We start from the raw sequence: 26,046 nt of genomic DNA, 5'->3' as shown, positions 1-26,046 counted from the left end.
CCATCCCGGATAAAGACAGCCTTAGGCTGCCCATGCGTCCATTTTGCCGTTGTGATTTGATGATACGCAATCTCACACATGGCTGTAAAAATATCATCCGGAAGCTGCTGCATCGATACCTGCCGGCATGCGGCATGTAACATATCTCTCGTAAATTTCATATAATCTCCCACCCTTTCTTGCGTATGCATCCAGATCTGCCTGCGCTTCTTCCCGGGTAGTACGCCAAGGAAGTTTAGCTACGCATTTCCCACTCGTTTTACCTGGCTTACTATAGCGGGCTTTAAAAGCATCCGGCCCAATACCGCTTTGCACAGCATATATCCAGCCCCGGGAATCACGATATTTCCTCATGCGATTTCACCTCTTTGGCCAACTTACAAATCCTCGCTGACTCGTCAGCAATTAAATCCTGAAACGCCTGACGAAAATTTCTATAAGCCTGATTCAACTCCATGTAATATTCCTTTTCATCAAAGCGATCCTTCTCATCTGGAATATATATGCCTCGCAGGATTTTGCGTATTTCTATAAGCGTTTTCATGCGGTCCAGCGTATTCTCCAGTTTATACATGACAAGTCTCCTTCCACTTAGATAATAAAAGGGACAATCCCCATAACCCGGACGGCGCCAAGGATTGCCCCTTTTTCACTTTCATCTTAAAAGCCCTTATTTATGATAAAAATCATATTCTTCTTGGGGACTATCAAAAGCCGGCGCAATGACAAAGTAAACCGGATTTTCACGGGAGATGTTGTAATTCCCGTGGGCTTCTTCCCAAGCAGCCTGTTCCTTCTGCTGCGCCCAGAATGCAGCTTCTTTCTGGGGATTGTCAAACGGATTGGCCGTTACAAAATATACGGGATTTTCGCGAGTAATATTGTAATTGCCATGCGCTTCTTCCCAAGCCGCGGCCTGTTTCTGCTGCGCCCAAAACGTAGCTTCTTCCCTGTCAAATACCGGTTCCGCGGCAAATGCCGTCACGCTCATCGCACATACTGCCATTGCCATAACCATTTTTTTCATGTAATTTTTCATATATAAAACTCCTTTTCTGTGTAAATAAACTAATTATCCGATTACTTGCTATATAAAACTGCCTATTCGTTCTGGTATCACCTTCTTTCACGAGGTTACGCAATCTTTCCTTTCCAGGCCCCACCCCCTTTCATGACCAAACCTTCTATTGTTTATGGAAGCACATCCGGTACATCGTTATATGATTTATACCGGGTAATCACACTGGTACTGTCACCTACTATATGTGCAAATTCTTTTTTATCCCGATATACGTGGGCAAAACACTGTTGCCCTCTCGTATCAAAATATCGAAATATGGTTTCTGCAACTCGTATGGCAGAAGAAGGTGACAAATAATCACCAAAATCAAACCACGTAATCATTTCTTCTTGTCCAGTACCCTTAAAAATCCCAATTTGATATTGTGTCGTCATACTTGCATCCCCTTTCTATTTATTCGAACATCCGCAACTCATACGGTATTTTCTCCTTTCTGCACTGCGGCGTCTTTTTTTCGTTGGGCCACCAATAGCATGGTGGCCGCGCAGGTCAAGGGCAAGCCCGCCGGGCGCAGTACCATTTACCCTTGACCGGAGCGGCCGCTATGCTAGACTGGCACCGCGAAAAAAGCGGTCATTAGGTCTTTTTATTAGGTCACAGGGCGCAAGCCCGTCTTCCCTTCTTTATCCGTGCCAGTTTAGCACAGATTGTGCTAAACTGGCACAATTTCGCACTGTTTAGCCCGCTTTATGCCGTTTTGTCACCTGTTTACTACCTTCCCCAGCCTCATCGCGTTTCGTTCCCGATTTTCTTTTATCGTTTTTTGGATTTCCGGCCGTTCCAAGCTTTGGCGTACACAGTTTTTCAACTCTGGCAAATGTGTCTTTATGACGCGCTCAATCGTTTCTGCCTTATACTTCCGTGCCATATCGGCTACGATATAGTTCGTAATTTCCGTGTTCGTATGACAATAATTGACGAGTGCCTTGGCTTTGTACCACTGCATGGCAACAGACGCTTTCTGCCCTACGCGGGGCCGGCTGGATTCCATTCCTTCCGGCAGGAACTCTCTTTTTAAATCCTGATCGATTAACTCTTGTGGTACCTGTTGATAGGTTTGCACAATATCCAATAACTCCGGATTCATCGTATACTTTTCGCTGACATGCAGACCACCGTATAAGTCACGCAGTCTCTGCTTATCTTTGCAATGCGCCTCGAGCATGTCATATACGGACGTATAATTCCCCAGTTTCAGCTGGCCCAGATATACGTCTTCATCCATCAACACCTGGTCACCAAATCGCACCGTCACATGCTGCCGCTGCGACAGCTCTACCGGTTTCATCCCGCTTTTTTGACGTTCATACATGTCCCGGTCGTCCATCATCAGATATGACAGGCATTGCCGGGCAGTCTCGCCTTTATACCGTTCCTCACCAGTTGTATCCGTTATGGATAGTTCAAATTTAGATTCAAAGTCTTGCAACTTCCGCGCTTCGTTTTCCTTCAAAAATGGTCCCACTATTACTTCATTGTGGCCAGGCGATAAAAAATGTCCCTGTCCATCAGACATCAACGCCCCTCTAGTCTCAATGACGTATCCGTCCATTTCCTTACCATAGAAGTCTGGCCGGCGTATATTGACCACAAGGTCAGACCCAAACGCGCGCAGCACTTCTTTTTCGTCCTGGCAATACTTGCCGGGTACCTGATATAAATAAGTATCGGCCCGGTGCTTTCCCAGGGCAAGCTCCGGGTGATGCTGCATATACTGGCTTTCTTCGGCGGCAAATGATTCCATTTTCTTTAGTACAACCGCCTCTTTTACTATAAATTCTTTTTCAATCTCACTGATTGCCTGTTCTTCACAGAGTTTAGGATTTTCCTCATAGGTTTTCCTATATTCAGGACTATTGAACATTTGAAGACGGACGCGCTCTCCAACGGCTGTCTCCCTGCCGGCTTCGGTAAAAACCTTATCCCTGTCGGGTTTCAACAGCAATTCAGATATTGACTCGCTGACGGTGCCGCAGTTCCCGCCAGCAAGACGGCCCAACGGTAGGGAAATACGCCCTTTGATGCCATCATTTCGGAGTTTAATATATAGAGAAACCTCTCTGCCAAAAGCTGGAGCATCGCTGCGCCCAAAGAGCTTCATGTCTTCGCGAAAAATCGCTGTCAACGCTTTATAGGCCCGTTCCCCTTCCAGGGCCGCACCTTTGGGGATAAACCCATCTTCACCCGGCGCTTTAAAATCCGTAGCCATATAGACCCGAAGCTCCTTAAACGGCGCTTTTTCTGCAGCCTGAAAAGCTCTTGTTTGCTCCAAGGTATCGCGCAGCAACTGATCTGTATATTTCCCGGTAATACCCCGCACTGCCAAATCCATGCGATAGCCGCTTTTAAATAAATTCTGACTGCCTTTGCGTTCAAAATCCCGTTCGAGGTGTTCCAAGACCGGTTTTACATCGGCCAGCTTATACTGCGAGGCGCCGCACTGCTGCATCAGCTGCGTCATAACCAGCTCCCGTTCGAGCGTCCGCTGCCCCAATACTTTGGCTTCATGCCATGTAGATTCTGAGGCCAGTTCCCGTAACTGTCCCATTGGATCGTCAAACAAGACAGAATTATCATCTGTTATACCGTTACCGCGCAGCATGACCCGTATATTGTCCAATACGTCTTTTTCCGGCGTCATGGGCCGGGCTTTATACGGTGGCATACCGATTACGTCGGCGCCATTATATAACTGCCATCGCATCAAATGATACGGCGAGCTTTTTGTGTCAAGATACTCAAAGGTCACTGGTTTGGCGCCATCTCTAATGCGCCAACCTTCCTTTTTGGCATCGCGCTCCGAAATGTAGCGCGGATCATCCTGATTTAAAATCATAGCATGCATATAATTTGCACAGGTCATCTGATGATATACCAGCTCCCCTTTCCGGTCATGTCCCACCTGGCAAGGAATATGGTTCAAACTCCTGAACAGGCATCCGTTCTCTTTTAAATTTTGTATGACCTGGGCTTCTATCTTCCGGCGTTGTTCCCGGCATTTTGCATTTTCCAGGGCGATCTGTTCATTAGTCAGCTTAAATGTACTTTCTTTCTTTTTATACCGCATGGCCCGATTGCGTTTTCTGATGGCCTGTGTCCTCACCACATGCTTGGCTGGCCCAAACAAATCCTCACAGCGGTCATAGGCTTCCCAGCGCGTCTGGATATGCTCATTTTTCATGATCAGGGCATAAATATCGCCGGCTTTCCCCTGCGGATCAGACCAGTCTTTCCACATTGTGTACTGGTTTCCCTCGCGCGGATTACTCGGATCAAACAGCGTAATACTGCCGGTTCCGCGATTTACGTTTTCGCCCGGTGCAAAAAACTTTCGCTGATAATATGCTGCATGAGGAGGAATCTTATTGGAATACGATAAATTTCCCAGACAATATTCCTGCAGGAAGGGCTTATAATAATTCCAATCCCTTTCTTTTTTAGTCCGTGCCATCAGCCGTCATCCTCCTCATAGGCATACCCGCTTTCGAGCGTATCTGCCATAATATCCATAGATAGTGTCGGCTGCTCTTGCTGCAATCGCAGGCTTTCGGCAAAAGACAGTCCGGTCCGTTCTTCTGCCGCCAATACCGCCTCCAGCTCTTCCGGCGGTACGCCGAGAGCGAGCAATTCCGCCACATGTGCCGCGTTCAATTCTTCATATGTCATTCTATACACTCCCCTTATGCCAAACTGTCACTACTTAGCATGAATAGGCACTAAATAGCACATTTTGTGCTAATATATGCTTTAGTATGCCCTGCCGCCGGAAGCCCGGCCCGAATCTCTGCGTCTCTCATGACGATGGTAATTACGACTGCAAGTCACGGAACAAAACCGCTGCCGCTTGTCCTCCTTTTCCGTTACATACACAATCCGACCGCATTGACGGCAACGGAACGTGCGCAAAATCCGGTCTTCTGGCGGCTTTACCACATGCTGGATATGGTCATTGCCGATACGATTATGGAAATAATGGCAGCATCGCGCCGAACAAAACCGCTGTTTTTTCTCTGCAGGGATAAATATTGAGCCGCAAAAATCGCAAGTCCGTTCTTTCATGTCACCGCCCTCTTTCCGATTCTCGGCCGCCTGTATGGCGGCCAATAACCCTCTTTACCTGTTTTTCCCCAGATAATTCCTGCCTAAGCTTCGCCGTATGCCGTTCATATTCCGTCTGCGTCGCCCCGCCGAGCCCAAACCGCACGGAATCCACATCCAAAGCCTTGCCCTTATTACGCGTCATATACATGCTCTCAAACGAGGCGCCGGCGAGGCGCATGTCGTCAATCCGGCACCCGTCTATCCGCCCGTGATCCAGCTTGGCCAACGTCAAATCAGCGCTACGTAATTCGCAGTCACTAAAATACGAATTGCTGAAGACGGCCTCCTGCATCTTTGCGTTTTTAAAGTTGCAGCCTTCAAACTCGCAGCGGTTGAACTCCGTATGCGACATATCCGCTCTTTCAGCCTGCACGCCTTTAAATTTGCATTCCACATAATATTTCTTATCGCCCATCTCTGGAAGCGCATTGAAGGTCTTGCCTTCAATCACTTCCCGGCCGAAAAACATCTTTTTTTCCATAGTATTACCTCGTTTCATCTTCTATAAAATCCAGAATCTCAATTTTCGTAACCAGTTGATCCAATTCTCTATATTCAAGCTGCATATTTAAAGAGCCTTTGTGGTTCTGAAACGTGACGTCGAAAAAGAACTCCTCCTGGTCCGTAACCGGGATAATTTCGACGTCATTACTTTTCGAAAGCACCCGCTCCTCAATACAATCGGCCAACGCGGCAAAGGGTAACACGCCTCTGGCATTCCCCCGAAACCTTCGCTGCACATGCCCGGTAAATTCCGCACATTGCAGCGTATATTCCACAATATGTGTGCCCGTATCATGGGCCAGGGACGGATACTGTTTCATCTATATCACCCCATGTACGATGCAGTAGAATAAAAACAACCCGACCGTAAATAATATCGCCGTGTTGACCAGTTCCAGTTTAAGGCGCAGATGTTCCGATTTGATCAACTGGGTTACCGTCTCAACAAAGACTTCATACTGTTCCTCGTTTTTAATCTGTAGTTTCAAATTACGGCTCAATACATCTACTATATCGCGCTGCATTTCATTGACTTCTTTCAGCAGCTCTTCGACACGAACTTTTTGCCTCTGCTGCAAAATCTCTTTATCTGTGTCATCCATTGTTTCATCGCCCTTTCCTAATTTATAAAAACAGCACTTTCACAGCAATCAGCACTGCAGCTGACATCAACACTGTACTTTCAACCAGTTCTGGCGGCTGGAATACATATTCCGTTATTCCATACACGATAAAGAAAAGCATCAGTGCCGCTACAGCGTATATAATCCGTACAACCAGCTGTACCAATGCCTCTTTGATTTCACTATTCATTGCTCCCCTCCCTCTTTTTTGAAAATTTATATCGTTTTCACACGAATATGGTTTCGTTTTTGGTTTGAATTCAAACTTCAGGTGTCAATTCAGCACAAATTGGCACTTAAAAGTTATGCTTTTCACATAATGTTTATTGGAATATGCAAACGTAACCTCTCATCGGAGATTCGCTATCTCCCTTGGTTAATGCTTTTTTCAAGCGTTCTCTGTCCGTAAGTCTTGCCATTACTGAAATGAACGGTATCCCACTTGTCCCTCATACGCCCGGAATTGCGGAAAATTCGGTCAGTTTGGGCCAGATCGTTGCCGTTGATAAAATTGATCTGCCAGCAAAAATACAGGTCATCACGGCTCGTATCGCCGTACATGGCGTCTTCGCCGTTGTACAAGCGAATCATAAGCTCCTTGTTTTTCTGGGAAAAGAGCTTTTTGAGCACCTGTGCGTCGTCCAGCGTCAGCTTGGGTGCAGACGATGCAGGTGCAGTATCTACAGGGTCCGGCGCTGGCAGCACGACGTCCATCAAATAGTCAAGCACATCTTGCCCGTTGTTGATCGGAGCCCAAAGAATACAATTCCCAGTAATGGTAAAGAAACGATTTGCCGAATATATTTCGATTTTGTCGTTTCTAGCCCCTTTGCGGCCGTCCCGAATGGTTCCGGTCACGATGATATGCAAACCGCGCCCAGAGGGGCTAATTTCGCTATAGGAGCCTAAGGATTTCATGATACGGTATGCATCCTTTGTCAAAACCATATCCTCAACACAATGATCGATATCGATACCAACAAATGGGTCCTGTTCCGTAAAAACAAACCCCAGCCCGTCGTAGTCGCAGGCTGCCCGGCAGGATTCCTCGTATGTTCCCCATGTTAAAGGATCGTTGACCTTGGCAGGCTGCCCCGTCTTAGGATCAAAAGGCACCTTGATTTTTTTGACGCGCCCTTTTTCCTTTCGCTTAACAATTCGCCAGCACACCCATTGTGCATATTCCCGTAATTCTTCCGGTATCCGGTGTATCATTCCTATCGCATCCTTACTTTTCCAAAATTCGTTCCCGGCACCTGCCGTATTCTGGTTCCTTCCTGCTGTTCCTGCGTATTACAGCAGCCACCTTCTTATTCTTGTGCCAAGCGGCCCCCTGCTCCTTTCGGAAATCCTTGCAGGGCTCCAACCGATAAGGAATGCCCTGCCGCCGCATATAGTCTTCCAGCTCGTCCAATCTTCCGGCATATTGATTCTGCCAGAAAACCCGCGATGCTTCATGGCCGGTTTTCACAGCATCCTTCATCTGGATATCGATGTACCGCAATTGCCGTATTTTTTCCCAGATATGTTCCTGCTGCCGCTGGGTCATGCCGTTCGCTTCCAGTACGTCTACACTGCCTTCGCTGTCTCCGGCAATCCCCAAGGCTTCCCATACGGATTCACCTCCACATTCTTCTGGCGAATATTTTTCTTCGTCTTTATCTTTCATGGCTTATCATCACCTTACTACTAACATATACTGTGTACATATACTCTAATCTCTTACGTCACATTGTGACAAAAGTTTTGTCACATCCGCGTCACAATGTGACGCTCTTATAAATGGCTTATTTATACCGCATTTCACTCTTTTTGATACGTTTTATCATGCCGATGTTACGCCCCTTGTTACGCTGTCCAGGAATCGCCGTTACGCACCCCTGTGACAAGGGTGTGACAGTATGTGACGTCACATCTGCGTCACAATGTGACGCTCCCGTATTTGGCATTTCTATGCTATCCCATACCATATTTTGATAGAAATTATCATAGGTATGTTACGCCCCTTGTTACGCTCGCATTACGCATCTTGTTACGCTCATTTTACGCTTCGGTAAGCCTTATCGTTACGCTCGTTAATAAATTCACGTATTTTTTACAACATTCCCCGGTGGTAGAGCTTCTTTTTTTCGTGCCCTCATTTTCTGCATCCTTGTAGCAGCTTGCCGGTTCTGTCTCATTTTACGCATCCGAATGGCACTGTCCGTCTCGCTTCCGACCATCGACTCATAATGTGATATGTAAAACGCACCGGTCATCATCGCCTCCGTTGGCGGCAGAATTTCTACGAGCTGCGCCCGGATCAGCCGGTGCATACCGGCCTCAACCACAGAGGGGGGCATACCGGTCAACCGGCTCAATCCGTGCACATCATAGGGTATTTCATCGTTCCCTACCTGCTGTATCAGCTTGCCTTCATGCCGTAAAGAGCGTATGCACAAGGCTAAATATAGGCAGACATACTGCGGACCATCTGGCTCGCTCATGAGCCATTTGATATCGTCCCTGTCCAGGAAATCATCTTTTATTTTCATAAAATAATATTTTTTATTGTTGCTCATATTGCCCTCCTAACAATGATTGAGGTTGAGGAAGGCAATACTAGCGACGCATCGTTAACTTCCAGCAAACCAGCTTTTGCCAGTAGTTGTATACCTGAATCAATGACGTTATTATCGAGCAAAATAGGCGTATGCGCTTGAATCCATTGCACATTATAGGGTATTGCAGGCTCATGTAAGGATAAGCAACACAAGTGAAGGTATAACAGCACATATAAGCTGCCGTTGGGCTGGCTTAATATCCAGTTGATACAGTCCTGATCGAAAAAATCATTTCTAATTCGCAGCTCTTTTTTCATTCTACCCCTCCCGCCTTGCATTTTTGCCGGGAACGCATACGGCGCATCCTTCTTGCAGCATCACATTCAGAGCCCAGATGTTCCAACAGCGTCGGTATATAATATCGCCCGTCTTCCATCTTTTTAATCAATCCGACATGTTCAAGTTTTGGCAGCCCTTGCTTTACTATATGTACTGGCACCCGTGTTTTATGGGCGATATACTCCATGCTGCACGGAAGTTTCCGTTCTCCGACATTCCGCTGAATCAGTCCATCTTTGCGCAGAAACGCCAGGCACAACTTTAAATAGAAATAGGCGTATATCTGGCTTTTATCCTCTTCTTCCAGCCATTCAATGGTTTCGTCTAACATGAAATCCAATCCCAGCCGGTAAAAATATATCCGGCCGTTTCTATCTCTCATGCCACCTTCTTCAATGTCAGGAAATAAATTATCCGGCCAGTTTCTTTTTTCCATCTTCATTATCTCACCTCCTACCGGCTCAAAGCGCGTTCCCTGCCTCGTTCCTTAGCAGGACTGCGCCTTGCCACGACGCGTCGTCTCCGGGGCTTAAGCTCAATCGTCCGTTGGATATTATGCCGCTGCCGTTCTTGGGGAGTCGTTTTTAAAGCCTCCCGTTCAGCCGGCATCTGCACAGCGTGTTCCTTCGTTTCTTCCTTCTTCAAATCCCGCTCTATCATACGGGCCTTCATGTAATCAACGGCCTTCTCTGCGTCGCGGGCTGCCCGGTACAGCTCATTCGGGTCCCGTTTCAAAACCTGCGCCCAGCTGGTTAGGTAGGCCGCATGGTTTTTATAATGCTTTTCATCGAATCGGATATTATACTCCTGCTGAATAAACATAGAGGCCATTTCAGCCCGAAGCTCCTCTTTTGCATAGTCCTTGGTACCAAACACATTTTTTATATTCCGGTTCAGCCGATGTTCCGCCCCTGTACTGTGAGCAATTTCGTGACTAACCGTAGCATAATACTGATCAATGGAATTAAATTCATCCTGTGGTACAACGTGAATCGTATCGTCAGAAGGACTATAAAAATTGGCGCCAGTCTGGTCATGATAAATCGCAGCCTCGCTGTTTTTGATCAACAGCTCCAGCTCGGCGATCTGCTTTTTCCGTTCCGCGGCGATTTCTTCAGGTGTACGTTCCGGCAAAGCCGGAATGCCGTCTATCTGCTTGGCATTAAAAACGGTATAACCGGCAACCCGCCAATAGCGCGTTTCCTTTTCCGGCTCTTCGCTATCCGCCGCCCTTTCATCGCTTTTCTCTATCTCATAGGCCTTCCAAACTTCGATGGCCGTCCCTTTTTCGCCTTTTTTCACATGCCAGCCGTTTTCCTTGGCCTGATTAAAGGTACACCAGCGCGGATCATCATATCCCTTGGCTTCAGACGCAGCCATCAGGGATATGGCATTGCCGCCGCGGTAGGGTTTGCCAGTCACGGCATTGACCATCCGGTGTGCCGTATATCCCGGTTCCCAGAAAAAGGCCTTGCCGGCTTCCATATCAGCGACAATCTTATCTACCAGTTGCTTCCGCTGCTCTTCCAGCTTATTCGGCATCGCCATGACTGGTCACCTCCCCTTCATCTTCCCAAAAATCAGAAAGCAAATCTTCAAGCTCGCCAGGCATAAAAACGTCTTCATCATCTATGGCCCCATACGCACGGGCTTCAGTATCGTTCATCATATACATTCCTCCTTATAATTTACTGTCCGGGAAATCAAATTTGGATATCACCCGGATAGCGATTCCTTCTTTACCGGTAGCAATCTGGATCACATCGTTGTCGTTGTATCCCAGCAGTTGGCCATCGTGCCAGACAGCCTCCGTAAAAGTCAATGTCTTACCATTTATTTCAACTTTTATTCGCATTTCATCACCTATAAAACTTCCTGCTGTTCACGCTGTCTCTTTTCTTTTAGCCACTGCTGGTAATCTGCCTGGACCTCCGGGTCCCGGGCAGCGTTTATCATGCTTTTGCAAAAGAACTCAAACCGTACCTTCAGTTCATTCTCATTGACCGGCCGTGCCATCGCGGCTTCCAGTTCCGTCATACAAGCCACCTCATTTCATGTCGCTTTTTTAAGTATTGCAGCCAAACATAGTTTGACTTATACTTAAACTAAGGTTTATTTTTTAAACCTGCTATTTAGGCCAGATAGTTTCGATGTCCTCGCCGATAATATCGGCAATCTTTTGTTGAATACGCTTACTCTTAGTTTTTCCGTGGATAACCCGATTTATCAGTGTGACGGATACACTAAGCTCTGCTGCCAACAGAGTTTGTGTGTATCCATGACATCGTAACTGGCCTACAATATTGTCAATATCCATTTTGGCTATCTTCACCATTTGATTACTTTTCTTCTTTGAATAATATTTCAAGCGGCATATCAACTTCCAATAATTGCTTAATTTGAAGTGCTAATGCTAAACTTATGTCACTTTTTCCTGATAATTTTTCTACTACAGTGGATAAAGCTAAATTCAAGCTTTTAGCCAAATCTACCCTTCTTATTTTTCTACGTTTTAATTCTGCTTCTAAGTTCGGATACATTTTTTCATCTCCAATCTGCGAAAATTCATTAATTTAGCTTTATTATAAATGAATTTTCGTTAATGTCAATATTTATTTCTGAATTTTCAGTAATTTTTATTGATTTTTCGTAAATTAATGGATATACTAAATTTAAGGATGTGATTTAATGACTATTGAAGATGAATTAAAGGAATTAATTTTATCGCAATATAAAAGTATTCGCCAATTTAGTATAGCTGTTGGCATTCCTTATGGCACTGTAGTGAGTATTTTGAAACGTGGCATAGTAAATGCAAGTATAGGAAATATAATAACGATCTGTAAACATTTTGGAATTAGCGTAGATGGTCTTGCTAATGGAAAAATTATTTCCGCAGACCACCTAGCAAATAATAATGACGCTATTACGGAAAAAGAGTTTTCACTCATACAAAAATACCGTCTCATTTCCCCTGAAGGAAAAGAGACGGTAGATACAATTTTAGACATTCAATATAAAGCCGTGCAACCTAAAGTGAAAGAAAACGAGGCAATATAATTTTTGTCAATTTCAAAAATGAATGATAAGTTGGATGAATTACTAATCAAGAATAGCTTGACAAATGTATGACGAGGACTTATACTATTTACACAATCATATAAGTGTTAATAGTGTCCTTGGTAGTAAGCCGTCCAATTATAGGGAGTGCGCCGAATCCAAGGACTTTTTTTATTTTTAGGAGGTATCCTTTTATGAAAGTTGCCATAATGATTGATGGTGGATTTTATCGACGCCGAGCCCAGGCTTGTTTAGGCGAAAAAACAGCTCAGGATCGTGCTAATGAATTGATTCAGTATTGTTACCGGCATTTAAATCGTTTTTCTTCAGAAAGCAATGAATTATATAGAATTTTTTACTATGACTGCCCTCCAATGGAAAAGAAGGTTTATCATCCATTATTAAAGAAAACTATTGATTTCGGAAAAACAGATTTATTCACTTGGACTACTGATTTTTTTGAAGAATTACGTAAAAAACGCAAAGTTGCACTTCGCCTTGGCAAATTATCCGATGAACAAGCACATTTTAATATACGGCCACAAGTTTTTAGAAAAATCATTGCAGGCACCAAATCCATTGATGAATTAACAGAAAATGATTTTAGCATCAATGTTGACCAAAAAGGCGTCGATATAAAAATAGGAATTGATATTGCATCACTGGCTTATAAAAAACAAGTGGAACGGATCATCCTGATCTCCGGAGACAGCGATTTCGTTCCCGCTGCAAAATTGGCTCGACGCGAAGGAATAGATTTTATTCTGGACCCGTTATATAACCATATAAAACCAGATTTATATGAACATATCGATGGTCTCTATACCTGTGATTCGTCCTATAAGCCTCAAAAGTAGCAAAGTTTAAGAGAATCGCACTTATTATTTTGATATACAAATTTTATAAAACGTTTTTCTATGGAGGGGTCTTTTCATGAAAAAGATATTATTGTTTTTACTTTTTTTTATTATTCCTTGGAACATTTCATGGGCATCTTTTCTGAATAATAATCCTAATTATATCAAAATAGACGCATCAATGAAGGACAATATATATATCGAAAAAAATACGCCTGAATCAATACGTTATGAACCTCCCTACTATGTCATTAAGGGCAAGATATTCAGTGAAAATTTTGAATTACAAGCTATTGGAAGTATTACTGTTCTTTTTTATTACAATGACGAAAAGAAAGAAGCATATTATAAACCTATTGGTTTTTCAACTTATTCATCTGATGGTAAATTGTTACAGTACACAGATAAAGACGAAGTTATGAATAAGATTGAACCTGGCACAATAGTTGAATCAATAGCAGATTTATATTTTTTGATATGCTACCAAAAATGCTTTTTCCCTATATGCTAAATCTACTTAATAAATAGTCACAATATTAGATTAAGAAGGGAGAATTGTCATGAAAAAAATTTTAATTATATTGTTATTAAATATCATTGCTATAGCTCCCGTTTTAGCAACTAATTGGCAGCTTTTAGGGCACACAAGTGATAACTCATTAATATATATAGATCGCAGCTCTATCCAGGTATCTTCTGGTTTGGGTTTTATACGTTACAAACAAATAACAGGAGATAAGAGCTATTTAATTGCAGATGTAATTTTAAATGAGAAAAATAAAACTTCTACTGTTTATAATTTAGAAATTTATAGTGCAAAAGGAAAATTTTTGGAAGCATATGGATCACCTAATCGACCCCCGTTATATTCGTTAAAATGGCTTCCTATTTCTTCCTCCCCTATAAACGAAAAACTTTATTATGTTGTTTTTTCTTTAGAATAGATAGTCCAATAAAACTGCATATTGTCGGATGTATTGATAATAAAATTTAAGGACAACTCATACTATTGGAGGTGCTACTCGTATGAAAAAAATTATATTCAGTATTATAATTTTCTTTCTCTTGCAATGCTGCACAATTTTTGCGTCGTTTTTAAATAATTCGAATTATGTAAAAATTATGTCCGATATAGAAGCAAATATTTATGTTGACTCAAACTCAACTAAATCTATACGATATGAGCCTCCATATTACATTATTGAAGGTAAAATGTTTTACGAATTTTTTGGATCTCCAGAAATATTTGCTACAACAAATTTATTTTATTACGATTACAGTACTCGTAAAGTACGTGTAAAGGGATTAAATATTTCAGCCTATTCTCCCGACGGTACATTATTAAAAATAGAAAACAAACCATCAGCAATTATAGATGTCTCAGCTAAAACGCATATATCAACAACTGCTTATAGCGAAGCAGCAAATTTTTATTTCATAAAATGCTATAATAAACCCTTTTACAGATAAATTTTACAATTATTATATCTGATTGATGATATTTGATTGTTCAGAAAACGCATCGTACCCGATTTCATACTTTCTAAGGAACTCCTTGGTCGCTGACTCAATTTATCATCAATAATTTAATGGACATAATCAGTAAATAAAAAACGCATGCAGTTACACTACATGCATAATTCGCCTTGATTTCACCATTTTGACAACATCTAGGCTCTCCTATATAATGAAATCCTAGGTGTTGCCAGAATGGTAGGCGGTCAATCCTAGCCCCGGAAAGGGGCGATGCGTATGACACAGTTCGATTTTTTCGCGTTCTTAGTCTTACTAATAACGTTAATCCTCTGTATCAAAGCATAAGAAAAACCGCCTTCGGCTTCCAACGTTAGGCGGTTTTTCAAATCTCTTAATCATTGGGGCTGACCGTTACCGGCAACACCTTTTCTATATCTATTATACGGTTTTATATGGGCCTCGTCAATTAGCTTTTTAGCCAATATCATCATGTTGCATCAAAAAAGAGAGGTGAAAATCAATGACAAAAACAGCCGTCATTTACGCCAGATATTCGTCAAATAGACAGAGAGAAGAATCCATTGAAGGGCAAATTAGAGAGTGTAAAGCATTTGCTGCCCAAAATAATTTGTCAATTATCCACGAATATATAGACAGAGCTTTTTCTGCAAAAACGGTTAACCGGCCCGATTTTCTGAAAATGATTGAAGATAGCAGCAAGCATGCCTTTGATTATGTAATAGTTTATACGTTGGACCGGTTTTCGCGCAACAGGTACGATTCAGCTGTCTACAAGTACAAACTCAAAAAAAACGGAGTCCGAGTTTTATCCGCCAAGGAAAAAATCGCAGACGATCCGTCGGGCATCATATTAGAGTCGGTCATTGAAGGCTGCTCCGAATATTTTTTAGCAGATCTCGCTCAAAAAGTAAAACGAGGCATGTTGGAAAATGTAATAAATGGCAAATGGCCCGGCGGTAATATCCCTTATGGCTTTTACCTAGGACCTGATAAGCATCTGCACTTTAACCATGAACAAGTCTCTGGCGTTCGCCTCATTTTTTCTCTACTAGCCTCTGGGCAAAAATACTCATCAATCGTAAAGACCTTGAATGAAAAAGGCTATCGCACATCATTTAATAAACCATGGACACGAAATAGTTTGTCCCATATAGCCAGGAATCCTATTTATATCGGGACATTTAACTATCAGGGGCAAGTCTTTAAAAATTACGTTCCCCCAATGGTTTCCCTCGCTGATTTCGACGCTGTACAACGTATGTTTAATAAACGTAAGAGAACCGGCCTAGTTTCCCCTAAAAGCGCTAACTATGCGTTGGTAGGTAAAATATATTGCGGTCTCTGCGGATGCGCTTATACGGGCGTCAGCGGCACTTCTCGCAATGGCAACAAGTATTATTACTACACATGCTCATCCAAAAACAACGGTTCCGAGAAAAGCAAGCGTTTGGACAAAAAATGCAGTTCGAAAAACTTACGCCGGGACGAATTGGAAAAAGCTATATTAGACACGACCATTCAAATTCTCTCCGCACCCAACTCTATAAAATCAATTGCAAAACAGGTCGCAGCTTTCCAAGAAAAGAACAAAGATAGCGGCATAGTAGAGCGATTAGAAAAAGAGATGGAAGAAGTGCAGAAAAAGCTAACAAATTCCATCAAAGCCATTGAGCAAGGCATTTTTTCCGAAACAATAAAAAATAATATCGAACGATACGAACATGAAGTGTTAGAATTACAAGAAGCCATTTCTAAAGAAAAGCTAATCGCAAAAGCGTTTACTATAACGGAAGAATTCGTCGAATACTATCTCACATCATTTTTGAAGAAAATAAAAAAATACGACGAATGCAAGCTCGATATGTTCGAAACTTTCATTCGCCGTATCATAGTCTTTGATGATCATATTGAAATTCAATACAATTACAACAAAGATATTCCAATACTCGACAACCACGCGGTATTACCGTGTTCGAGTATGCATAATCTGGTGGGCCCACCTGGATTTGAACCAGGGACCAACCGGTTATGAGCCGGGGGCTCTACCGCTGAGCTATAGGCCCTAAAGGTAAGGTAAAACCCTTACCAAGTAATTATACGATAAGAAAGTAGACTCGTCAAGTTAAGGATTAAAGAAAATCTTTAATCTTTTCCCGCTTGCCCCAATTGCGCAGCTTGCTGAGGGCCTTGCCTTCAATCTGGCGGATTCGTTCGCGCGTGACGTTGAAATGCTGGCCTACTTCTTCCAGCGTTCTGGGGCGGCCGTCCTTCAAGCCGAAGCGCAGGTACAGGACCTTGCGTTCCCTGTCTGTCAGGCAGGAAAACACGTCTTCAATCTGCTCTTTCAGCAAAATAAAGGACGCAGCGTCGTCCGGGGCAATCGCTTCGGAGTCTTCGATAAAGTCTCCCAAATGGGAGTCTTCTTCTTCGCCAATAGGCGTTTCCAGCGATACCGGTTCCTGGGCAATCTTCATGATTTCCCGGACGCGTTCTACGGGAATATCCATCTTTTCGGCAATTTCTTCCGGCAGGGGCTCTCTGCCTTTATCCTGCAGGAGCTGCCGGGAAATGCGGATGAGCTTATTAATCGTTTCGACCATGTGGACGGGAATGCGTATCGTCCGGGCTTGGTCGGCAATAGCCCGGGTAATGGCCTGGCGAATCCACCATGTTGCATAGGTACTGAATTTATAGCCCTTGCTGTAATCGAATTTGTCGACGGCTTTCAAGAGGCCCAGATTGCCTTCCTGAATGAGGTCGAGGAACAGCATGCCTCGTCCTACGTACCGCTTGGCAATGCTGACTACGAGGCGCAAGTTCGCATCGGTCAGTTTTTTCTTGGCCATAGCTCCGGCTTTTAATTCTTCTTCCGTCGCGTCGGGCGAATTGCCTCGCTCGATAGCCTGGGCCAACGCGATTTCTTCCGTCGCCGACAGGAGGGGTACCCGGCCGATTTCCTTCAAATACATGCGGACAGGGTCGTCGATATTGATGCCCTCGGGAACGCTTAAATCGACGTTGTGCAGATCGGGAACAGGTTCGCCGTCGTCGTCGACGTTGAGGTCGTCGTTGTCGTTCAGGGAATCGTCTTCACCGATAATGTCGATGCCCTTATCGGCAAACAGCTCGTACATCTTATCGATTTGTTCCGGCGACAGGTCGTCCTCTTCCATGACGTTCATGATTTCCGTATACGTGAGACAGCCTTTTTTCTGGCCCGTTTGGAGAAGCTGCTTAATGTGCTGCAAGACGATTTCACGGCGTTCTTGTTCGCTCATCTGCTTTGCCGGTTCTTTTTTCTTGCTCGTTTTGCGTTTCGGCGCTTTCTTCGCTGTACTTTTCTTCGCGCCGGCCTTCTTTTCTATTGTATTTTCAACTGCATCTGTCGTTTTTACCATGACGTACAAGCTCCTTTCTCCTAAGACCACTTCTTGATTTCTTCGTTTATTCGCTTGCATGCTGCTAATTCTTCTATAACCCGCTGGTCGTTATTGCGGCTGTACGCAGTCGCTTTTTGGCTGTGCTCGATATACTGCTTCTGCAGCTCGGCTAAGCGGAACCGCCTGACATAATCCATCAGCACGGCTTCGTCCATAGGGACGTCCTGCAAAATCATAATCCGCGCTACTTCTTCCGCCTCTTCCGGCGTCAGGCGCTGCTGAATATCCGCTTTGGCATAGGCCCCCTGCGAGGCGTAGACGTCTAAAATGGTTTGATATATGCGGCGCCGGCGTTCATCCATAAAAAAGGCGATATCGATTTTCTGCCGGATGCGTTCGCATGCCGACGGTTTTTCCAACAAGAAGCGCAGAATATTTTCTTCCGCCACAGCCATGGAGCCTTGTCCACGGGCCGCCGCGTTTTCATGAAACACTGTCGGCGATATGACGACTTGCTGCTGGCCTAATTCCGGATGCTTGGCCACGTATTTATTAAATTCGCTGCGGACAGCTGTTTCATCAATTTGTATTTGCCTGGCCATTTTCTTTAAAAAGCCGTCTAAAACGACCCGGTTGTCTACGGTCGCCACGACGGGAAGAACCATGGCCGTAATAGAGGATTTTCCTTCCAGCGTCGTGCCATCGTATTGGCGCAGCGCCGTCTGGAGCATGTAGTCCAGAGCGTTGGGCGCGTTGGCAACGGCTTCTTTAAATTTTTCCGGCCCGGCTGAATTAATATATTCGTCCGGGTCCTTTCCCTGGGGCAGCGACACGACGCGTATCCGCAGGCCCATGCCGCGGACGATCTCCATCGCCCGCAGCGTCGCCTGCCGGCCGGCGCCGTCCATGTCGTAGGACAGTACCAGCTCGTCGGCCTGCCGCTGCAGCAGGCGGGCCTGCTCCGGCGTAAACGACGTGCCCAGAGAGGCTACGACGTTGCGTATGCCCTTGTCGTGAGCTGCTACGACGTCCATGTAGCCTTCGACGAGGACCGCCTTTCCCTCTTCATAAATGGCTTTGTGAGCCAGATCCATGGCAAATAATAAGCGGCGTTTATTAAATATAGGCGTTTCGGGAGAATTCAGGTATTTCGGCCGGCTGTCGTCCAGCACGCGGCCGCCGAATCCGACAATGCGGCTGCGGCCGTCCCGTATGGGAAAAATAACCCGATTGCGGAAGGCATCGTAAAAACGGCCGTTCTTTTCCTTTGCCAGTCCCAACAGCACCAAATCCTTTCCCGACACGCCTTTTTTCATGAAGGCATCGGTCAGCTTATTCCAGCTGTCCGGCGCGAAACCGAGCTTAAATTCCCGGATCGTCCCGTCGGATACGCGGCGCTTGTGAAAGTAGGCCAGTCCCGGTTCTCCGTAATGAGTTTTCGTCAGACAATTATGAAAAAAATTCCCGGCCATTTCATTGATTTGATACAAGCGGCCTGCCAGCCGTTCCCGTTCGATTTCCTCAGCCGACTTCTGGATTTCCGGCAGGGGGATATGAGCCCGCTCGGCCAGCATCGTCACGGCGTCGGAAAAAGAAACGTGCTCCTGCATCATAATGAATTTAAATACGTCGCCCGAGGCATGACAGCCGAAGCAATAAAAAAAACCTTTATCAGCGGCGACGCTGAAAGACGCTGTTTTTTCACTGTGAAAAGGACAGCAGGCCCAAAAATTCCGTCCCTGGCGCTTTAGGGACACATACCCTGATATGACGCCGACGATGTCGTTGGCTTGCCGCACCTGTTCAATGAATTCACTGGAAAATCTCCTCACGCCAATCACCTGTACCTTTAATTATTCCGACGATAATATATTCTCTATGGCCCGGCCAAAATCCTTCTTTTATTTCCAAACCGCGAAAAAAACAGGAGACCTGCAAAAAATCCGCAACGCTCCTATCATAATACATTCCCTGCCCATCGGTCAACGTTCTTTTCCATTTAATTTTATTTGCAAATTGACGGGGGAACCTAGAAATGTATAGATTTATTTTTTACCATTTTGTATAATATAGATGAATAATCTTAGATTTGTATTAAAGGATGGTATAATGATTCATTTTACAGTAGGCCCGCTATCCAGGCCCACGAGCCTTCTCGGAGCGCTGCGCCATTTCGGCGTATCGTCAACGCTGCGCCGCCGCATCAAACGCAACGGCGTCTGCACGGTCAACGGCCAGATTGCTTCGACAACGCAGTTTGTCTATGAGGGCGACGTAGTCCGCGTCGACCTGCCTCAGGTCAATTCGTTTTCGCCCGAGCCCATCCCTTTGTCTATCGCCTACGAGGACGACTACCTCCTCGTCGTCGACAAGCCCGCAGGCCTGCTCATGCATCCGACGGCAGCCGTGCGGCAGGGTACGCTGGCCAACGCCGTGGCGTACTACTACGAACAAAGCCGCCAGCATTGCTCGTACCACCCGATGCACCGCCTGGACAAGAATACGTCGGGCTTGTGCATGATTGCCAAAGAACCGCAGGTGCAGTCCCAATTCGACAAAAAAGAGACAGCTTATAAACGGCTGTACATGGCGTTGACGGAAGGCCGCTTTCCCAGCCCCTTCGCCACTGTCCGCAGCCCTATCGGCCGCTGCCCGGACAGCATCATTACCCGTCAGGTCATGGCCGGAGGAAAACCGGCCCATACGGATTTCACCTGCCTGGCCGCCGGCGACGCCTACAGCCTGGTCAGCGTCTGCCTGCACACGGGCCGGACCCACCAGATTCGCGTACACAGCGCCTACCTCGGGTATCCCTTGGTCGGCGACGACTTGTACGGCGGTTCACGGGCCCTCATGACGCGGCAGGCGCTGCACGCCTACGCCATGCAGTTCGTCCATCCCATGACGGGACAGCTTATTTCGGTCAATTCCCCCCTCCCTGCTGATATGGCGCGCCTTGTCAGCCAGGCCGGCTGGAATTACATATACGCAAGGCTTCATTAATTTCATTTATTTTTAGGAGGTATGCCAAATGCCATTAGTCGGAACCACAGAAATGTTTAAGAAAGCCTATGAAGGACACTACGCCATCGGAGCGTTCAACATCAACAACATGGAAATCGTTCAGGGCGTTACGGAAGCAGCTGCCGAACTGAAATCCCCTATTATTCTTCAGGCTTCGGCCGGCGCCAGAAAATATGCTAAACCGGCATATTTGAAACACCTCGTAGAAGCGGCTCTGGAAACGAACGACCTGCCCATCGCCCTTCACCTCGACCACGGCGCAGACTTTGAAACGTGCAAGGACTGCATCGACGGCGGCTTTACGTCGGTCATGATTGACGGCTCCAAGCATTCGTTTGAAGACAACATCGCCTTGACGAAAAAAGTCGTCGAATACGCTCACGCCCACGGCGTCGTCGTAGAAGGCGAATTAGGCCAGCTCGCCGGCATTGAAGACGACGTAAAAGTCGCCGCTCATGAAGCTTCGTATACCCGTCCGGAAGAAGTAGAAGAATTCGTAACCCGCACCGGCGTCGATTCCCTGGCTATCGCTATCGGCACCAGCCACGGCGCGTATAAATTCAAACCGGAACAGTGCACGCGCAACGAACAGGGCGTCCTCGTTCCGCCGACGCTGCGCTTCGACATCCTCGAAGAAGTTTCCAAACGCCTGCCCGGCTTCCCCATCGTACTGCACGGCGCTTCGTCCGTCGTTCCGGAATACGTTAAGATCATCAACTCCAACGGCGGCAACTTGGCCGACGCCATCGGCATTCCCGAAGACCAGCTCCGCAAAGCCGCTTCCATGGCAGTCTGCAAGATCAACATCGACTCCGACCTCCGCCTGGGCCTGACCGCCGGTATCCGCCAGCACATGGCGCAGCATCCCGATCATTTCGACCCGCGCCAGTACCTCACGGACGGCCGCCAGTTCGTCCATGACATCGTAGCGCATAAGATCAAATGCGTTCTCGGATCGGAAGGCAAAATCTAACTAAATTACAAAAATATATTGATTTTTAGCGCTCTATATGATAGAATACTTTCTAGTGTTCTTGTAATTTAGGGAGGTGAATCAATTGCCGCAAATTAAATCCAACATCAAATCCATGGAAAAGGACGCAGCTCGTCACGCAGCTAACTCCAGAGTAAAATCTTCCGTTCATACGGCTATCCGCCGCACGACTGAAGCAATTGCCGCTGGTGATGCCGACGCTGTAAAGAAAGCCTTTGATAAAGCAAGCAGTGTAATCGATAGCGCCGCTCAGAAAGGCGTTCTCCATAAAAACAACGCAGCTCGCAAAAAGTCCCGCCTGGCTGCTAAAGTCAACGCAATGGGAAAATAATGTAAATGCTGACAAGGCCCGCCGAATACGACGGGCCTTGTTTTTCTATTCTCAAGGAGGCCCTATGCAGTTCCCCCAGTTTTCACAGTTTAGACATTTTCTTATTTTATTTTTCCCCCTCCTATTCACGCAGGTAGCGCAAATAGGCACAAGCGTATTCAGCAGCATCTTCAGCGGCCAGGCCGGCACAGTCGATTTGGCCGGCGTCGCCGTCGCCGTCAACATCTGGGTGCCCATCTTCGCCGGCGTCTGCGGCCTCTTTTTCGGCGTGTCGCCGATTATTTCCCAGCTGCGGGGAGCCCGCAAGGACAGCCGCATTCCCATGTATATCGCCCAGAGCTTGTATATCGCCGTCTTCTTTACCGTCGTCGCCATCGCCCTGGGCAGCCTCGTCCTGCCGCCCTTTCTCGACTTTATGGGACTGGAACCGGCTGTCCGCTACATTGCCGGCGAGTACCTGTTTGCTCTGGCCTTGGGCATTCTGCCTATGTTTCTCATGGCGACGATGCGCTACGTCGTCGACGCCCACGGCATGACTCATATTTCTATGGCCATCATCGTATTTCATATGGTCGTCACGGTACTCCTGTTCCGCCTCCTCATCTTCGGCGGACTGGGCATCGCTCCCATGGGCGGCATCGGCACGGGCTACGCCTTGACAATCGCCTCGTGGATCGCCTTCTTCATCTTTGCCGCCGTATTCCAATGGAAGGAGCCCTTTCGCTCCTATGCCATCTGGACGAAGCCCCGCCCCGTCAGTTGGGCCCACTGCTATCACCAGCTGCAGCTGGGCATCCCCATCTTTATCGCCGTATTCTGCGAAACGAGCCTGTTCAGCATCGTCGGCCTCCTCATGGCCGAGTTTGGGACGCTGTATCTGGCAGCCAATCAGGCGGCTATCAGCTACGCCACGCTGACCTATACGATTCCCTGGAGCGTCAGCCTGACAGCGACTATCGTCATCGGCTACGAAGTAGGCGCTAAGAATTTTGCCGGCGCCCGCCAGTACGCCCTCCTCTGCCAGATGACGGCCTTTGCCATGGCGACGGTGACCGTTACGGCGACGTACCTGTTCCTGGACCCGATCAGCAGCCTGTTTACCCACGATGCGGATACCTTCGCGGCTATCCGCAAATTTCTCGTATACGCCATGGCCTTCGTCTTTCTTGACGCGGCCGGCACGCCCGTCCAGGGCATCCTGCGCGGCTATAAGGACGTCAAGGTCATTACGTACATCGCCTTCGTCACCTACTGGCTCATTAGCATTCCCTTAGGCTACGCCTGCGCCCATTTGACGCCGTACGGGCCGTACGGATACTGGCTGTGCTTCGTCATCAGCCTGATCATCAATTCCAGCGCCCTGAATTACCGCTTATGGCGTCACACAGCATTTCAACATTAAGGAGTGATTCTCATGCCAACAAATGAACAACTGGCCGTCTATGCCAATATCCTGCTGACCAAGGGCCTGAACCTGCAAAAGGGCCAAATCCTGGTCGTCAACGCCCCCGTCGAATCAAGCGCTTTCGTAACGATTTTGACCAAGGAAGCCTATATCTGCGGCGCGTCGCAAGTCGTATGCAACTGGCGCTGCGACGATACGGCCCGCCTGCGCTATGAATACGAAGGCCAGGAACAGTTTGAATCCTTTCCCGAATGGCGGCGCGAATTCAGCCTGTCCTACTACCGCCAAAACGCCGCTTTTTTAAGCCTCATTTCAGCCAATCCCTACCTCATGAGCGGCATCGACACAAAGAAGATCTTTGCCTGGCAGAAAGCGCAGAATGAAGCCTTAAAAGAATATATCGACGGCATGATGGCTTCCAAGACGACGTGGCTCGTCGCCGCCGTTCCCAGCAAGGTCTGGGCATCCATTTTATATCCCCAATTGGAAGACGATGCAGCTTATAACGCCTTGTGGAACCAGATTCTCCAGTCGTCCCGCGCCGACGGAGCCGATCCCCTGGCGGACTGGGACGCTCATCTCGCCAACCTGGCAGCCCGCCGTCAGTGGATGACGGAGCAGCATTTCTCTGCGCTGCGCTATACGAACTCCCTCGGCACAGACCTGACGATCCGCCTTCCGGAGAAGCATATCTGGCAGGGCGGCGCAGAAACATCTGCCAGCGGCATCTCCTTCAACGCCAATATCCCGACGGAAGAAATCTACACGGCTCCCTGCGCCGACGGCGTAGACGGCGTCGTATACAGCACAAAGCCCTTGGTTTATAACGGCAACGTCATCGACAAGTTCCGCCTCGTATTTAAAGACGGCAAGGTCGTCGAAGCCCATGCCGAAACAGGCGACGACGTCCTGCAGAAGCTCGTCGCCATCGACGAAGGAGCGGGCCGCCTCGGCGAAGTCGCCCTCATTCCCTACCATTCGCCCATTTCCCTATCGAATATCCTCTTTTATGAAACCTTATTCGATGAAAACGCGTCGTGCCACTTAGCGCTCGGCGCGTCCTATCCGACCTGCCTGGCCGGCGGAGCGGAAATGACGAAGGAAGAAACGGCGCAGGCCGGACTGAATGATTCCATGATTCACGTCGATTTCATGGTCGGCTCGCCGGATCTGTCCATTACAGGCATCAAAGCCGACGGCAGCGAAGTACCCGTCTTTCTGCACGGCGACTGGGCAGAATAACGGCTCACGCTGCCTGCATCAGCGTAAATCCCCTCGTTACCTGTCCCTATCGGTAACGAGGGGATTTGTATATTCCAATGCAAAAACGCTCCCTTACGGCAGACGACCGTGCCGTCCTCGCAAGGGAGCTATGGGAAATTCCCGGTATGTTCTTACCCTCTGTAGGAAAGATTATTCGATTCCACTTCGTCGGGAGCCGTCCTGACATGGCCTTTTACAACCGTTCCGTCACCTTTAATATACGGCCGGACCGTCACCGTAGGCTCGTCGGCATAGGGATTTATATAAGAGGAATGGTTGACGTGAGCCCCATGAACGGCGTCATAGGACACTCCGGCGCTGGGATATACGCCGGGATGCACGGTAATGCCGCTGTGAACGGTATCAGGATATATAGGAGGCCGTACGATAATACCATCGTGAACGACGTCAGGAGAAGCCGCAGTTCCCGGATATGCAGCAGGACGGACTGCAACGCCGCTGTGGACGACGTCGGGGGGCGGCGCAGCGTCAGGATATACGTCGGGACTTACGACTACGTCGCCGTGAACAACAGGGATTTTTAAGAAGGGCAAGACAAAAGCGACGACCAGCAGCGGCACCAAGCCCATAATGCCGAAGGCCTGCTTCGTCGTATAGCCCATTCGATACAGCCATTTTAATATGACATGCAGCACGAGGACTGCCGCCGCAGTCAAGGCATACGCCGCATAGCCGAGAAGACCTATATGGGACGCGCCAAAGGCGGCGAGAAGGCCGTACATGTAAGCCCCGGCCAAAATGGCGTATATATTTCGGATGATAAACCGTATGCGCAGCACAAAAAATACGACGGCCAGTATAAAGGCCACGGGAGCCAAAAAGGGAAAGAGGACGCACAGCCCGCCGATTATCACGGCCAGGACGACGATCATTTTCAGCACCTGAAAGGACGTGACTAAAAAGAACACCAGGGCGGCGCCTGCCGCAAACAGCGGCGACGTGCCGGACAGGACGAGGGCAATAAAATACAGCACTAAAAAGCCTGCGTGCATCGTCTTGTTCATAGTCGTTCCTCCTGACGGA

At 47.1% G+C, this 26,046-nt stretch carries 32 protein-coding genes and 1 tRNA gene; 11 read left to right on the top strand and 22 right to left on the bottom strand.

What is annotated here, in order from left to right; genetic code table 11:
* Nucleotides 1-337 precede the first annotated feature (337 nt).
* From OCV58_RS06280 to OCV58_RS06195, 18 genes are all read right to left on the bottom strand, one after another.
* On the bottom strand, nt 338-574 hold the full coding sequence (locus OCV58_RS06280; RefSeq protein ID WP_154877293.1) for a hypothetical protein: 237 nt from the start codon (nt 572-574) through the stop codon (nt 338-340).
* 96 nt (nt 575-670) lie between these two features.
* A complete protein-coding gene (locus OCV58_RS06275; RefSeq protein ID WP_267312821.1) occupies nt 671-1,039 on the bottom strand; it encodes a hypothetical protein in 369 nt (122 codons plus the stop codon).
* Nucleotides 1,040-1,191: 152 nt separating this feature from the next.
* Nucleotides 1,192-1,455 carry a hypothetical protein gene (locus OCV58_RS06270; protein ID WP_154877291.1) on the bottom strand — a complete coding sequence of 88 codons (264 nt, stop codon included), beginning with the start codon at nt 1,453-1,455 and terminating at the stop codon, nt 1,192-1,194.
* A 326-nt stretch (nt 1,456-1,781) separates the two neighbouring features.
* Complete coding sequence (locus OCV58_RS06265) at nt 1,782-4,532, bottom strand: hypothetical protein (protein WP_154877290.1); 2,751 nt, start codon at nt 4,530-4,532, stop codon at nt 1,782-1,784.
* Complete coding sequence (locus tag OCV58_RS06260; protein ID WP_154877289.1) at nt 4,532-4,747, bottom strand: hypothetical protein; 216 nt, start codon at nt 4,745-4,747, stop codon at nt 4,532-4,534. The genes OCV58_RS06265 and OCV58_RS06260 overlap by 1 nt, the downstream gene beginning before the upstream one ends.
* 394 nt (nt 4,748-5,141) lie before the next feature.
* Nucleotides 5,142-5,663 carry a pentapeptide repeat-containing protein gene (locus OCV58_RS06255; protein WP_157949687.1) on the bottom strand — a complete coding sequence of 174 codons (522 nt, stop codon included), beginning with the start codon at nt 5,661-5,663 and terminating at the stop codon, nt 5,142-5,144.
* A gap of 4 nt (nt 5,664-5,667) precedes the next feature.
* Nucleotides 5,668-6,006 (bottom strand): DUF5406 family protein, encoded by a 339-nt coding sequence (locus tag OCV58_RS06250; RefSeq protein ID WP_107195959.1) that lies wholly within the window; start codon nt 6,004-6,006, stop codon nt 5,668-5,670.
* Entirely contained in the window at nt 6,007-6,288 is a 282-nt protein-coding gene (locus tag OCV58_RS06245; RefSeq protein ID WP_154877287.1) for a hypothetical protein, read from the bottom strand.
* A 22-nt stretch (nt 6,289-6,310) separates the two neighbouring features.
* Entirely contained in the window at nt 6,311-6,499 is a 189-nt protein-coding gene (locus OCV58_RS06240; RefSeq protein ID WP_107195957.1) for a hypothetical protein, read from the bottom strand.
* Between the two features lie 173 nt (nt 6,500-6,672).
* Nucleotides 6,673-7,524 (bottom strand): phage NrS-1 polymerase family protein, encoded by an 852-nt coding sequence (locus OCV58_RS06235; protein ID WP_154877286.1) that lies wholly within the window; start codon nt 7,522-7,524, stop codon nt 6,673-6,675.
* A gap of 13 nt (nt 7,525-7,537) precedes the next feature.
* Complete coding sequence (locus OCV58_RS06230) at nt 7,538-7,978, bottom strand: hypothetical protein (RefSeq protein WP_154877285.1); 441 nt, start codon at nt 7,976-7,978, stop codon at nt 7,538-7,540.
* A gap of 415 nt (nt 7,979-8,393) precedes the next feature.
* Nucleotides 8,394-8,870 (bottom strand): phage replisome organizer N-terminal domain-containing protein, encoded by a 477-nt coding sequence (locus OCV58_RS06225; protein ID WP_154877284.1) that lies wholly within the window; start codon nt 8,868-8,870, stop codon nt 8,394-8,396.
* Entirely contained in the window at nt 8,867-9,169 is a 303-nt protein-coding gene (locus OCV58_RS06220; RefSeq protein ID WP_154877283.1) for a hypothetical protein, read from the bottom strand. The genes OCV58_RS06225 and OCV58_RS06220 overlap by 4 nt, the downstream gene beginning before the upstream one ends.
* Nucleotides 9,166-9,633, bottom strand: a complete 468-nt coding sequence (locus tag OCV58_RS06215; RefSeq protein WP_154877282.1) for a phage replisome organizer N-terminal domain-containing protein — start codon at nt 9,631-9,633, stop codon at nt 9,166-9,168. The genes OCV58_RS06220 and OCV58_RS06215 overlap by 4 nt, the downstream gene beginning before the upstream one ends.
* Nucleotides 9,634-9,644: 11 nt before the next feature.
* A complete protein-coding gene (locus tag OCV58_RS06210) occupies nt 9,645-10,739 on the bottom strand; it encodes an ArdC family protein (RefSeq protein ID WP_154877281.1) in 1,095 nt (364 codons plus the stop codon).
* On the bottom strand, nt 10,723-10,860 hold the full coding sequence (locus OCV58_RS06205) for a hypothetical protein (RefSeq protein ID WP_267312820.1): 138 nt from the start codon (nt 10,858-10,860) through the stop codon (nt 10,723-10,725). The genes OCV58_RS06210 and OCV58_RS06205 overlap by 17 nt, the downstream gene beginning before the upstream one ends.
* A 194-nt stretch (nt 10,861-11,054) precedes the next feature.
* The gene (locus OCV58_RS06200; RefSeq protein ID WP_267312819.1) at nt 11,055-11,228 is read right to left on the bottom strand and encodes a hypothetical protein; all 174 of its coding nucleotides are present in this window, start codon (nt 11,226-11,228) and stop codon (nt 11,055-11,057) included.
* Between the two features lie 302 nt (nt 11,229-11,530).
* The gene (locus tag OCV58_RS06195; RefSeq protein ID WP_154877280.1) at nt 11,531-11,731 is read right to left on the bottom strand and encodes a hypothetical protein; all 201 of its coding nucleotides are present in this window, start codon (nt 11,729-11,731) and stop codon (nt 11,531-11,533) included.
* A gap of 148 nt (nt 11,732-11,879) precedes the next feature.
* On the opposite strand from OCV58_RS06195, the gene OCV58_RS06190 reads away from it, so the two are divergent.
* The 6 genes from OCV58_RS06190 to OCV58_RS12215 all read left to right on the top strand — a co-directional run bounded on the left by OCV58_RS06190 (nt 11,880) and on the right by OCV58_RS12215 (nt 16,637).
* Complete coding sequence (locus OCV58_RS06190; protein WP_154877279.1) at nt 11,880-12,251, top strand: helix-turn-helix domain-containing protein; 372 nt, start codon at nt 11,880-11,882, stop codon at nt 12,249-12,251.
* A 194-nt stretch (nt 12,252-12,445) separates the two neighbouring features.
* Complete coding sequence (locus OCV58_RS06185; protein ID WP_107195949.1) at nt 12,446-13,108, top strand: NYN domain-containing protein; 663 nt, start codon at nt 12,446-12,448, stop codon at nt 13,106-13,108.
* Nucleotides 13,109-13,184: 76 nt separating this feature from the next.
* Entirely contained in the window at nt 13,185-13,619 is a 435-nt protein-coding gene (locus tag OCV58_RS06180) for a hypothetical protein (protein WP_107195948.1), read from the top strand.
* A gap of 49 nt (nt 13,620-13,668) precedes the next feature.
* Nucleotides 13,669-14,052, top strand: a complete 384-nt coding sequence (locus OCV58_RS06175; RefSeq protein ID WP_154877278.1) for a hypothetical protein — start codon at nt 13,669-13,671, stop codon at nt 14,050-14,052.
* Nucleotides 14,053-14,134: 82 nt separating this feature from the next.
* Entirely contained in the window at nt 14,135-14,578 is a 444-nt protein-coding gene (locus OCV58_RS06170; protein WP_162860278.1) for a hypothetical protein, read from the top strand.
* A 526-nt stretch (nt 14,579-15,104) separates the two neighbouring features.
* On the top strand, nt 15,105-16,637 hold the full coding sequence (locus OCV58_RS12215; RefSeq protein WP_353866909.1) for a recombinase family protein: 1,533 nt from the start codon (nt 15,105-15,107) through the stop codon (nt 16,635-16,637).
* Here OCV58_RS12215 and OCV58_RS06165 read toward each other — a convergent pair.
* From OCV58_RS06165 to dnaG, 3 genes are all read right to left on the bottom strand, one after another.
* A tRNA-Ile gene (locus tag OCV58_RS06165) sits at nt 16,594-16,668 on the bottom strand. The genes OCV58_RS12215 and OCV58_RS06165 overlap by 44 nt on opposite strands.
* Nucleotides 16,669-16,734: 66 nt before the next feature.
* A complete protein-coding gene (rpoD, locus tag OCV58_RS06160) occupies nt 16,735-18,003 on the bottom strand; it encodes an RNA polymerase sigma factor RpoD (RefSeq protein WP_087477174.1) in 1,269 nt (422 codons plus the stop codon).
* 20 nt (nt 18,004-18,023) lie between these two features.
* On the bottom strand, nt 18,024-19,817 hold the full coding sequence (gene dnaG, locus OCV58_RS06155) for a DNA primase (RefSeq protein WP_154877276.1): 1,794 nt from the start codon (nt 19,815-19,817) through the stop codon (nt 18,024-18,026).
* Nucleotides 19,818-20,094: 277 nt separating this feature from the next.
* On the opposite strand from dnaG, the gene OCV58_RS06150 reads away from it, so the two are divergent.
* The 5 genes from OCV58_RS06150 (at nt 20,095) to OCV58_RS06130 (ending at nt 24,981) form a co-directional block, all read left to right on the top strand.
* Nucleotides 20,095-20,988 carry an RluA family pseudouridine synthase gene (locus OCV58_RS06150; protein WP_204246313.1) on the top strand — a complete coding sequence of 298 codons (894 nt, stop codon included), beginning with the start codon at nt 20,095-20,097 and terminating at the stop codon, nt 20,986-20,988.
* Nucleotides 20,989-21,016: 28 nt separating this feature from the next.
* Entirely contained in the window at nt 21,017-21,982 is a 966-nt protein-coding gene (fba, locus tag OCV58_RS06145; RefSeq protein WP_087477027.1) for a class II fructose-1,6-bisphosphate aldolase, read from the top strand.
* 85 nt (nt 21,983-22,067) lie between these two features.
* On the top strand, nt 22,068-22,334 hold the full coding sequence (gene rpsT, locus OCV58_RS06140; RefSeq protein WP_087477028.1) for a 30S ribosomal protein S20: 267 nt from the start codon (nt 22,068-22,070) through the stop codon (nt 22,332-22,334).
* A gap of 64 nt (nt 22,335-22,398) precedes the next feature.
* Nucleotides 22,399-23,736, top strand: a complete 1,338-nt coding sequence (locus OCV58_RS06135) for an MATE family efflux transporter (RefSeq protein ID WP_154877275.1) — start codon at nt 22,399-22,401, stop codon at nt 23,734-23,736.
* A 12-nt stretch (nt 23,737-23,748) separates the two neighbouring features.
* Nucleotides 23,749-24,981, top strand: a complete 1,233-nt coding sequence (locus OCV58_RS06130) for an aminopeptidase (protein WP_154877274.1) — start codon at nt 23,749-23,751, stop codon at nt 24,979-24,981.
* 152 nt (nt 24,982-25,133) lie between these two features.
* Here OCV58_RS06130 and OCV58_RS06125 read toward each other — a convergent pair whose 3' ends face one another.
* Nucleotides 25,134-26,027, bottom strand: a complete 894-nt coding sequence (locus OCV58_RS06125; protein WP_154877273.1) for a hypothetical protein — start codon at nt 26,025-26,027, stop codon at nt 25,134-25,136.
* Nucleotides 26,028-26,046 lie beyond the last annotated feature (19 nt).

Source organism: Megasphaera stantonii (assembly GCF_025567065.1).
GTDB classification, from domain to species: domain Bacteria; phylum Bacillota; class Negativicutes; order Veillonellales; family Megasphaeraceae; genus Megasphaera; species Megasphaera stantonii.
This window is presented reverse-complemented; position numbering and strand designations above follow the sequence as displayed.

Bases quoted from the DNA above. Each gene is read 5' to 3' on its own strand.
- OCV58_RS06280 (WP_154877293.1), bottom strand. From the start codon at position 574: ATGTATAAACTGGAGAATACGCTGGACCGCATGAAAACGCTTATAGAA.
- OCV58_RS06275 (WP_267312821.1), bottom strand. From the start codon at position 1,039: ATGAAAAATTACATGAAAAAAATGGTTATGGCAATGGCAGTATGTGCG.
- OCV58_RS06270 (WP_154877291.1), bottom strand. From the start codon at position 1,455: ATGACGACACAATATCAAATTGGGATTTTTAAGGGTACTGGACAAGAA.
- OCV58_RS06265 (WP_154877290.1), bottom strand. From the start codon at position 4,532: ATGGCACGGACTAAAAAAGAAAGGGATTGGAATTATTATAAGCCCTTC.
- OCV58_RS06260 (WP_154877289.1), bottom strand. From the start codon at position 4,747: ATGACATATGAAGAATTGAACGCGGCACATGTGGCGGAATTGCTCGCT.
- OCV58_RS06255 (WP_157949687.1), bottom strand. From the start codon at position 5,663: ATGGAAAAAAAGATGTTTTTCGGCCGGGAAGTGATTGAAGGCAAGACC.
- OCV58_RS06250 (WP_107195959.1), bottom strand. From the start codon at position 6,006: ATGAAACAGTATCCGTCCCTGGCCCATGATACGGGCACACATATTGTG.
- OCV58_RS06245 (WP_154877287.1), bottom strand. From the start codon at position 6,288: ATGGATGACACAGATAAAGAGATTTTGCAGCAGAGGCAAAAAGTTCGT.
- OCV58_RS06240 (WP_107195957.1), bottom strand. From the start codon at position 6,499: ATGAATAGTGAAATCAAAGAGGCATTGGTACAGCTGGTTGTACGGATT.
- OCV58_RS06235 (WP_154877286.1), bottom strand. From the start codon at position 7,524: ATGATACACCGGATACCGGAAGAATTACGGGAATATGCACAATGGGTG.
- OCV58_RS06230 (WP_154877285.1), bottom strand. From the start codon at position 7,978: ATGAAAGATAAAGACGAAGAAAAATATTCGCCAGAAGAATGTGGAGGT.
- OCV58_RS06225 (WP_154877284.1), bottom strand. From the start codon at position 8,870: ATGAGCAACAATAAAAAATATTATTTTATGAAAATAAAAGATGATTTC.
- OCV58_RS06220 (WP_154877283.1), bottom strand. From the start codon at position 9,169: ATGAAAAAAGAGCTGCGAATTAGAAATGATTTTTTCGATCAGGACTGT.
- OCV58_RS06215 (WP_154877282.1), bottom strand. From the start codon at position 9,633: ATGAAGATGGAAAAAAGAAACTGGCCGGATAATTTATTTCCTGACATT.
- OCV58_RS06210 (WP_154877281.1), bottom strand. From the start codon at position 10,739: ATGGCGATGCCGAATAAGCTGGAAGAGCAGCGGAAGCAACTGGTAGAT.
- OCV58_RS06205 (WP_267312820.1), bottom strand. From the start codon at position 10,860: ATGATGAACGATACTGAAGCCCGTGCGTATGGGGCCATAGATGATGAA.
- OCV58_RS06200 (WP_267312819.1), bottom strand. From the start codon at position 11,228: ATGACGGAACTGGAAGCCGCGATGGCACGGCCGGTCAATGAGAATGAA.
- OCV58_RS06195 (WP_154877280.1), bottom strand. From the start codon at position 11,731: ATGTATCCGAACTTAGAAGCAGAATTAAAACGTAGAAAAATAAGAAGG.
- OCV58_RS06190 (WP_154877279.1), top strand. From the start codon at position 11,880: ATGACTATTGAAGATGAATTAAAGGAATTAATTTTATCGCAATATAAA.
- OCV58_RS06185 (WP_107195949.1), top strand. From the start codon at position 12,446: ATGAAAGTTGCCATAATGATTGATGGTGGATTTTATCGACGCCGAGCC.
- OCV58_RS06180 (WP_107195948.1), top strand. From the start codon at position 13,185: ATGAAAAAGATATTATTGTTTTTACTTTTTTTTATTATTCCTTGGAAC.
- OCV58_RS06175 (WP_154877278.1), top strand. From the start codon at position 13,669: ATGAAAAAAATTTTAATTATATTGTTATTAAATATCATTGCTATAGCT.
- OCV58_RS06170 (WP_162860278.1), top strand. From the start codon at position 14,135: ATGAAAAAAATTATATTCAGTATTATAATTTTCTTTCTCTTGCAATGC.
- OCV58_RS12215 (WP_353866909.1), top strand. From the start codon at position 15,105: ATGACAAAAACAGCCGTCATTTACGCCAGATATTCGTCAAATAGACAG.
- rpoD (WP_087477174.1), bottom strand. From the start codon at position 18,003: ATGGTAAAAACGACAGATGCAGTTGAAAATACAATAGAAAAGAAGGCC.
- OCV58_RS06150 (WP_204246313.1), top strand. From the start codon at position 20,095: ATGATTCATTTTACAGTAGGCCCGCTATCCAGGCCCACGAGCCTTCTC.
- fba (WP_087477027.1), top strand. From the start codon at position 21,017: ATGCCATTAGTCGGAACCACAGAAATGTTTAAGAAAGCCTATGAAGGA.
- OCV58_RS06135 (WP_154877275.1), top strand. From the start codon at position 22,399: ATGCAGTTCCCCCAGTTTTCACAGTTTAGACATTTTCTTATTTTATTT.
- OCV58_RS06130 (WP_154877274.1), top strand. From the start codon at position 23,749: ATGCCAACAAATGAACAACTGGCCGTCTATGCCAATATCCTGCTGACC.
- OCV58_RS06125 (WP_154877273.1), bottom strand. From the start codon at position 26,027: ATGAACAAGACGATGCACGCAGGCTTTTTAGTGCTGTATTTTATTGCC.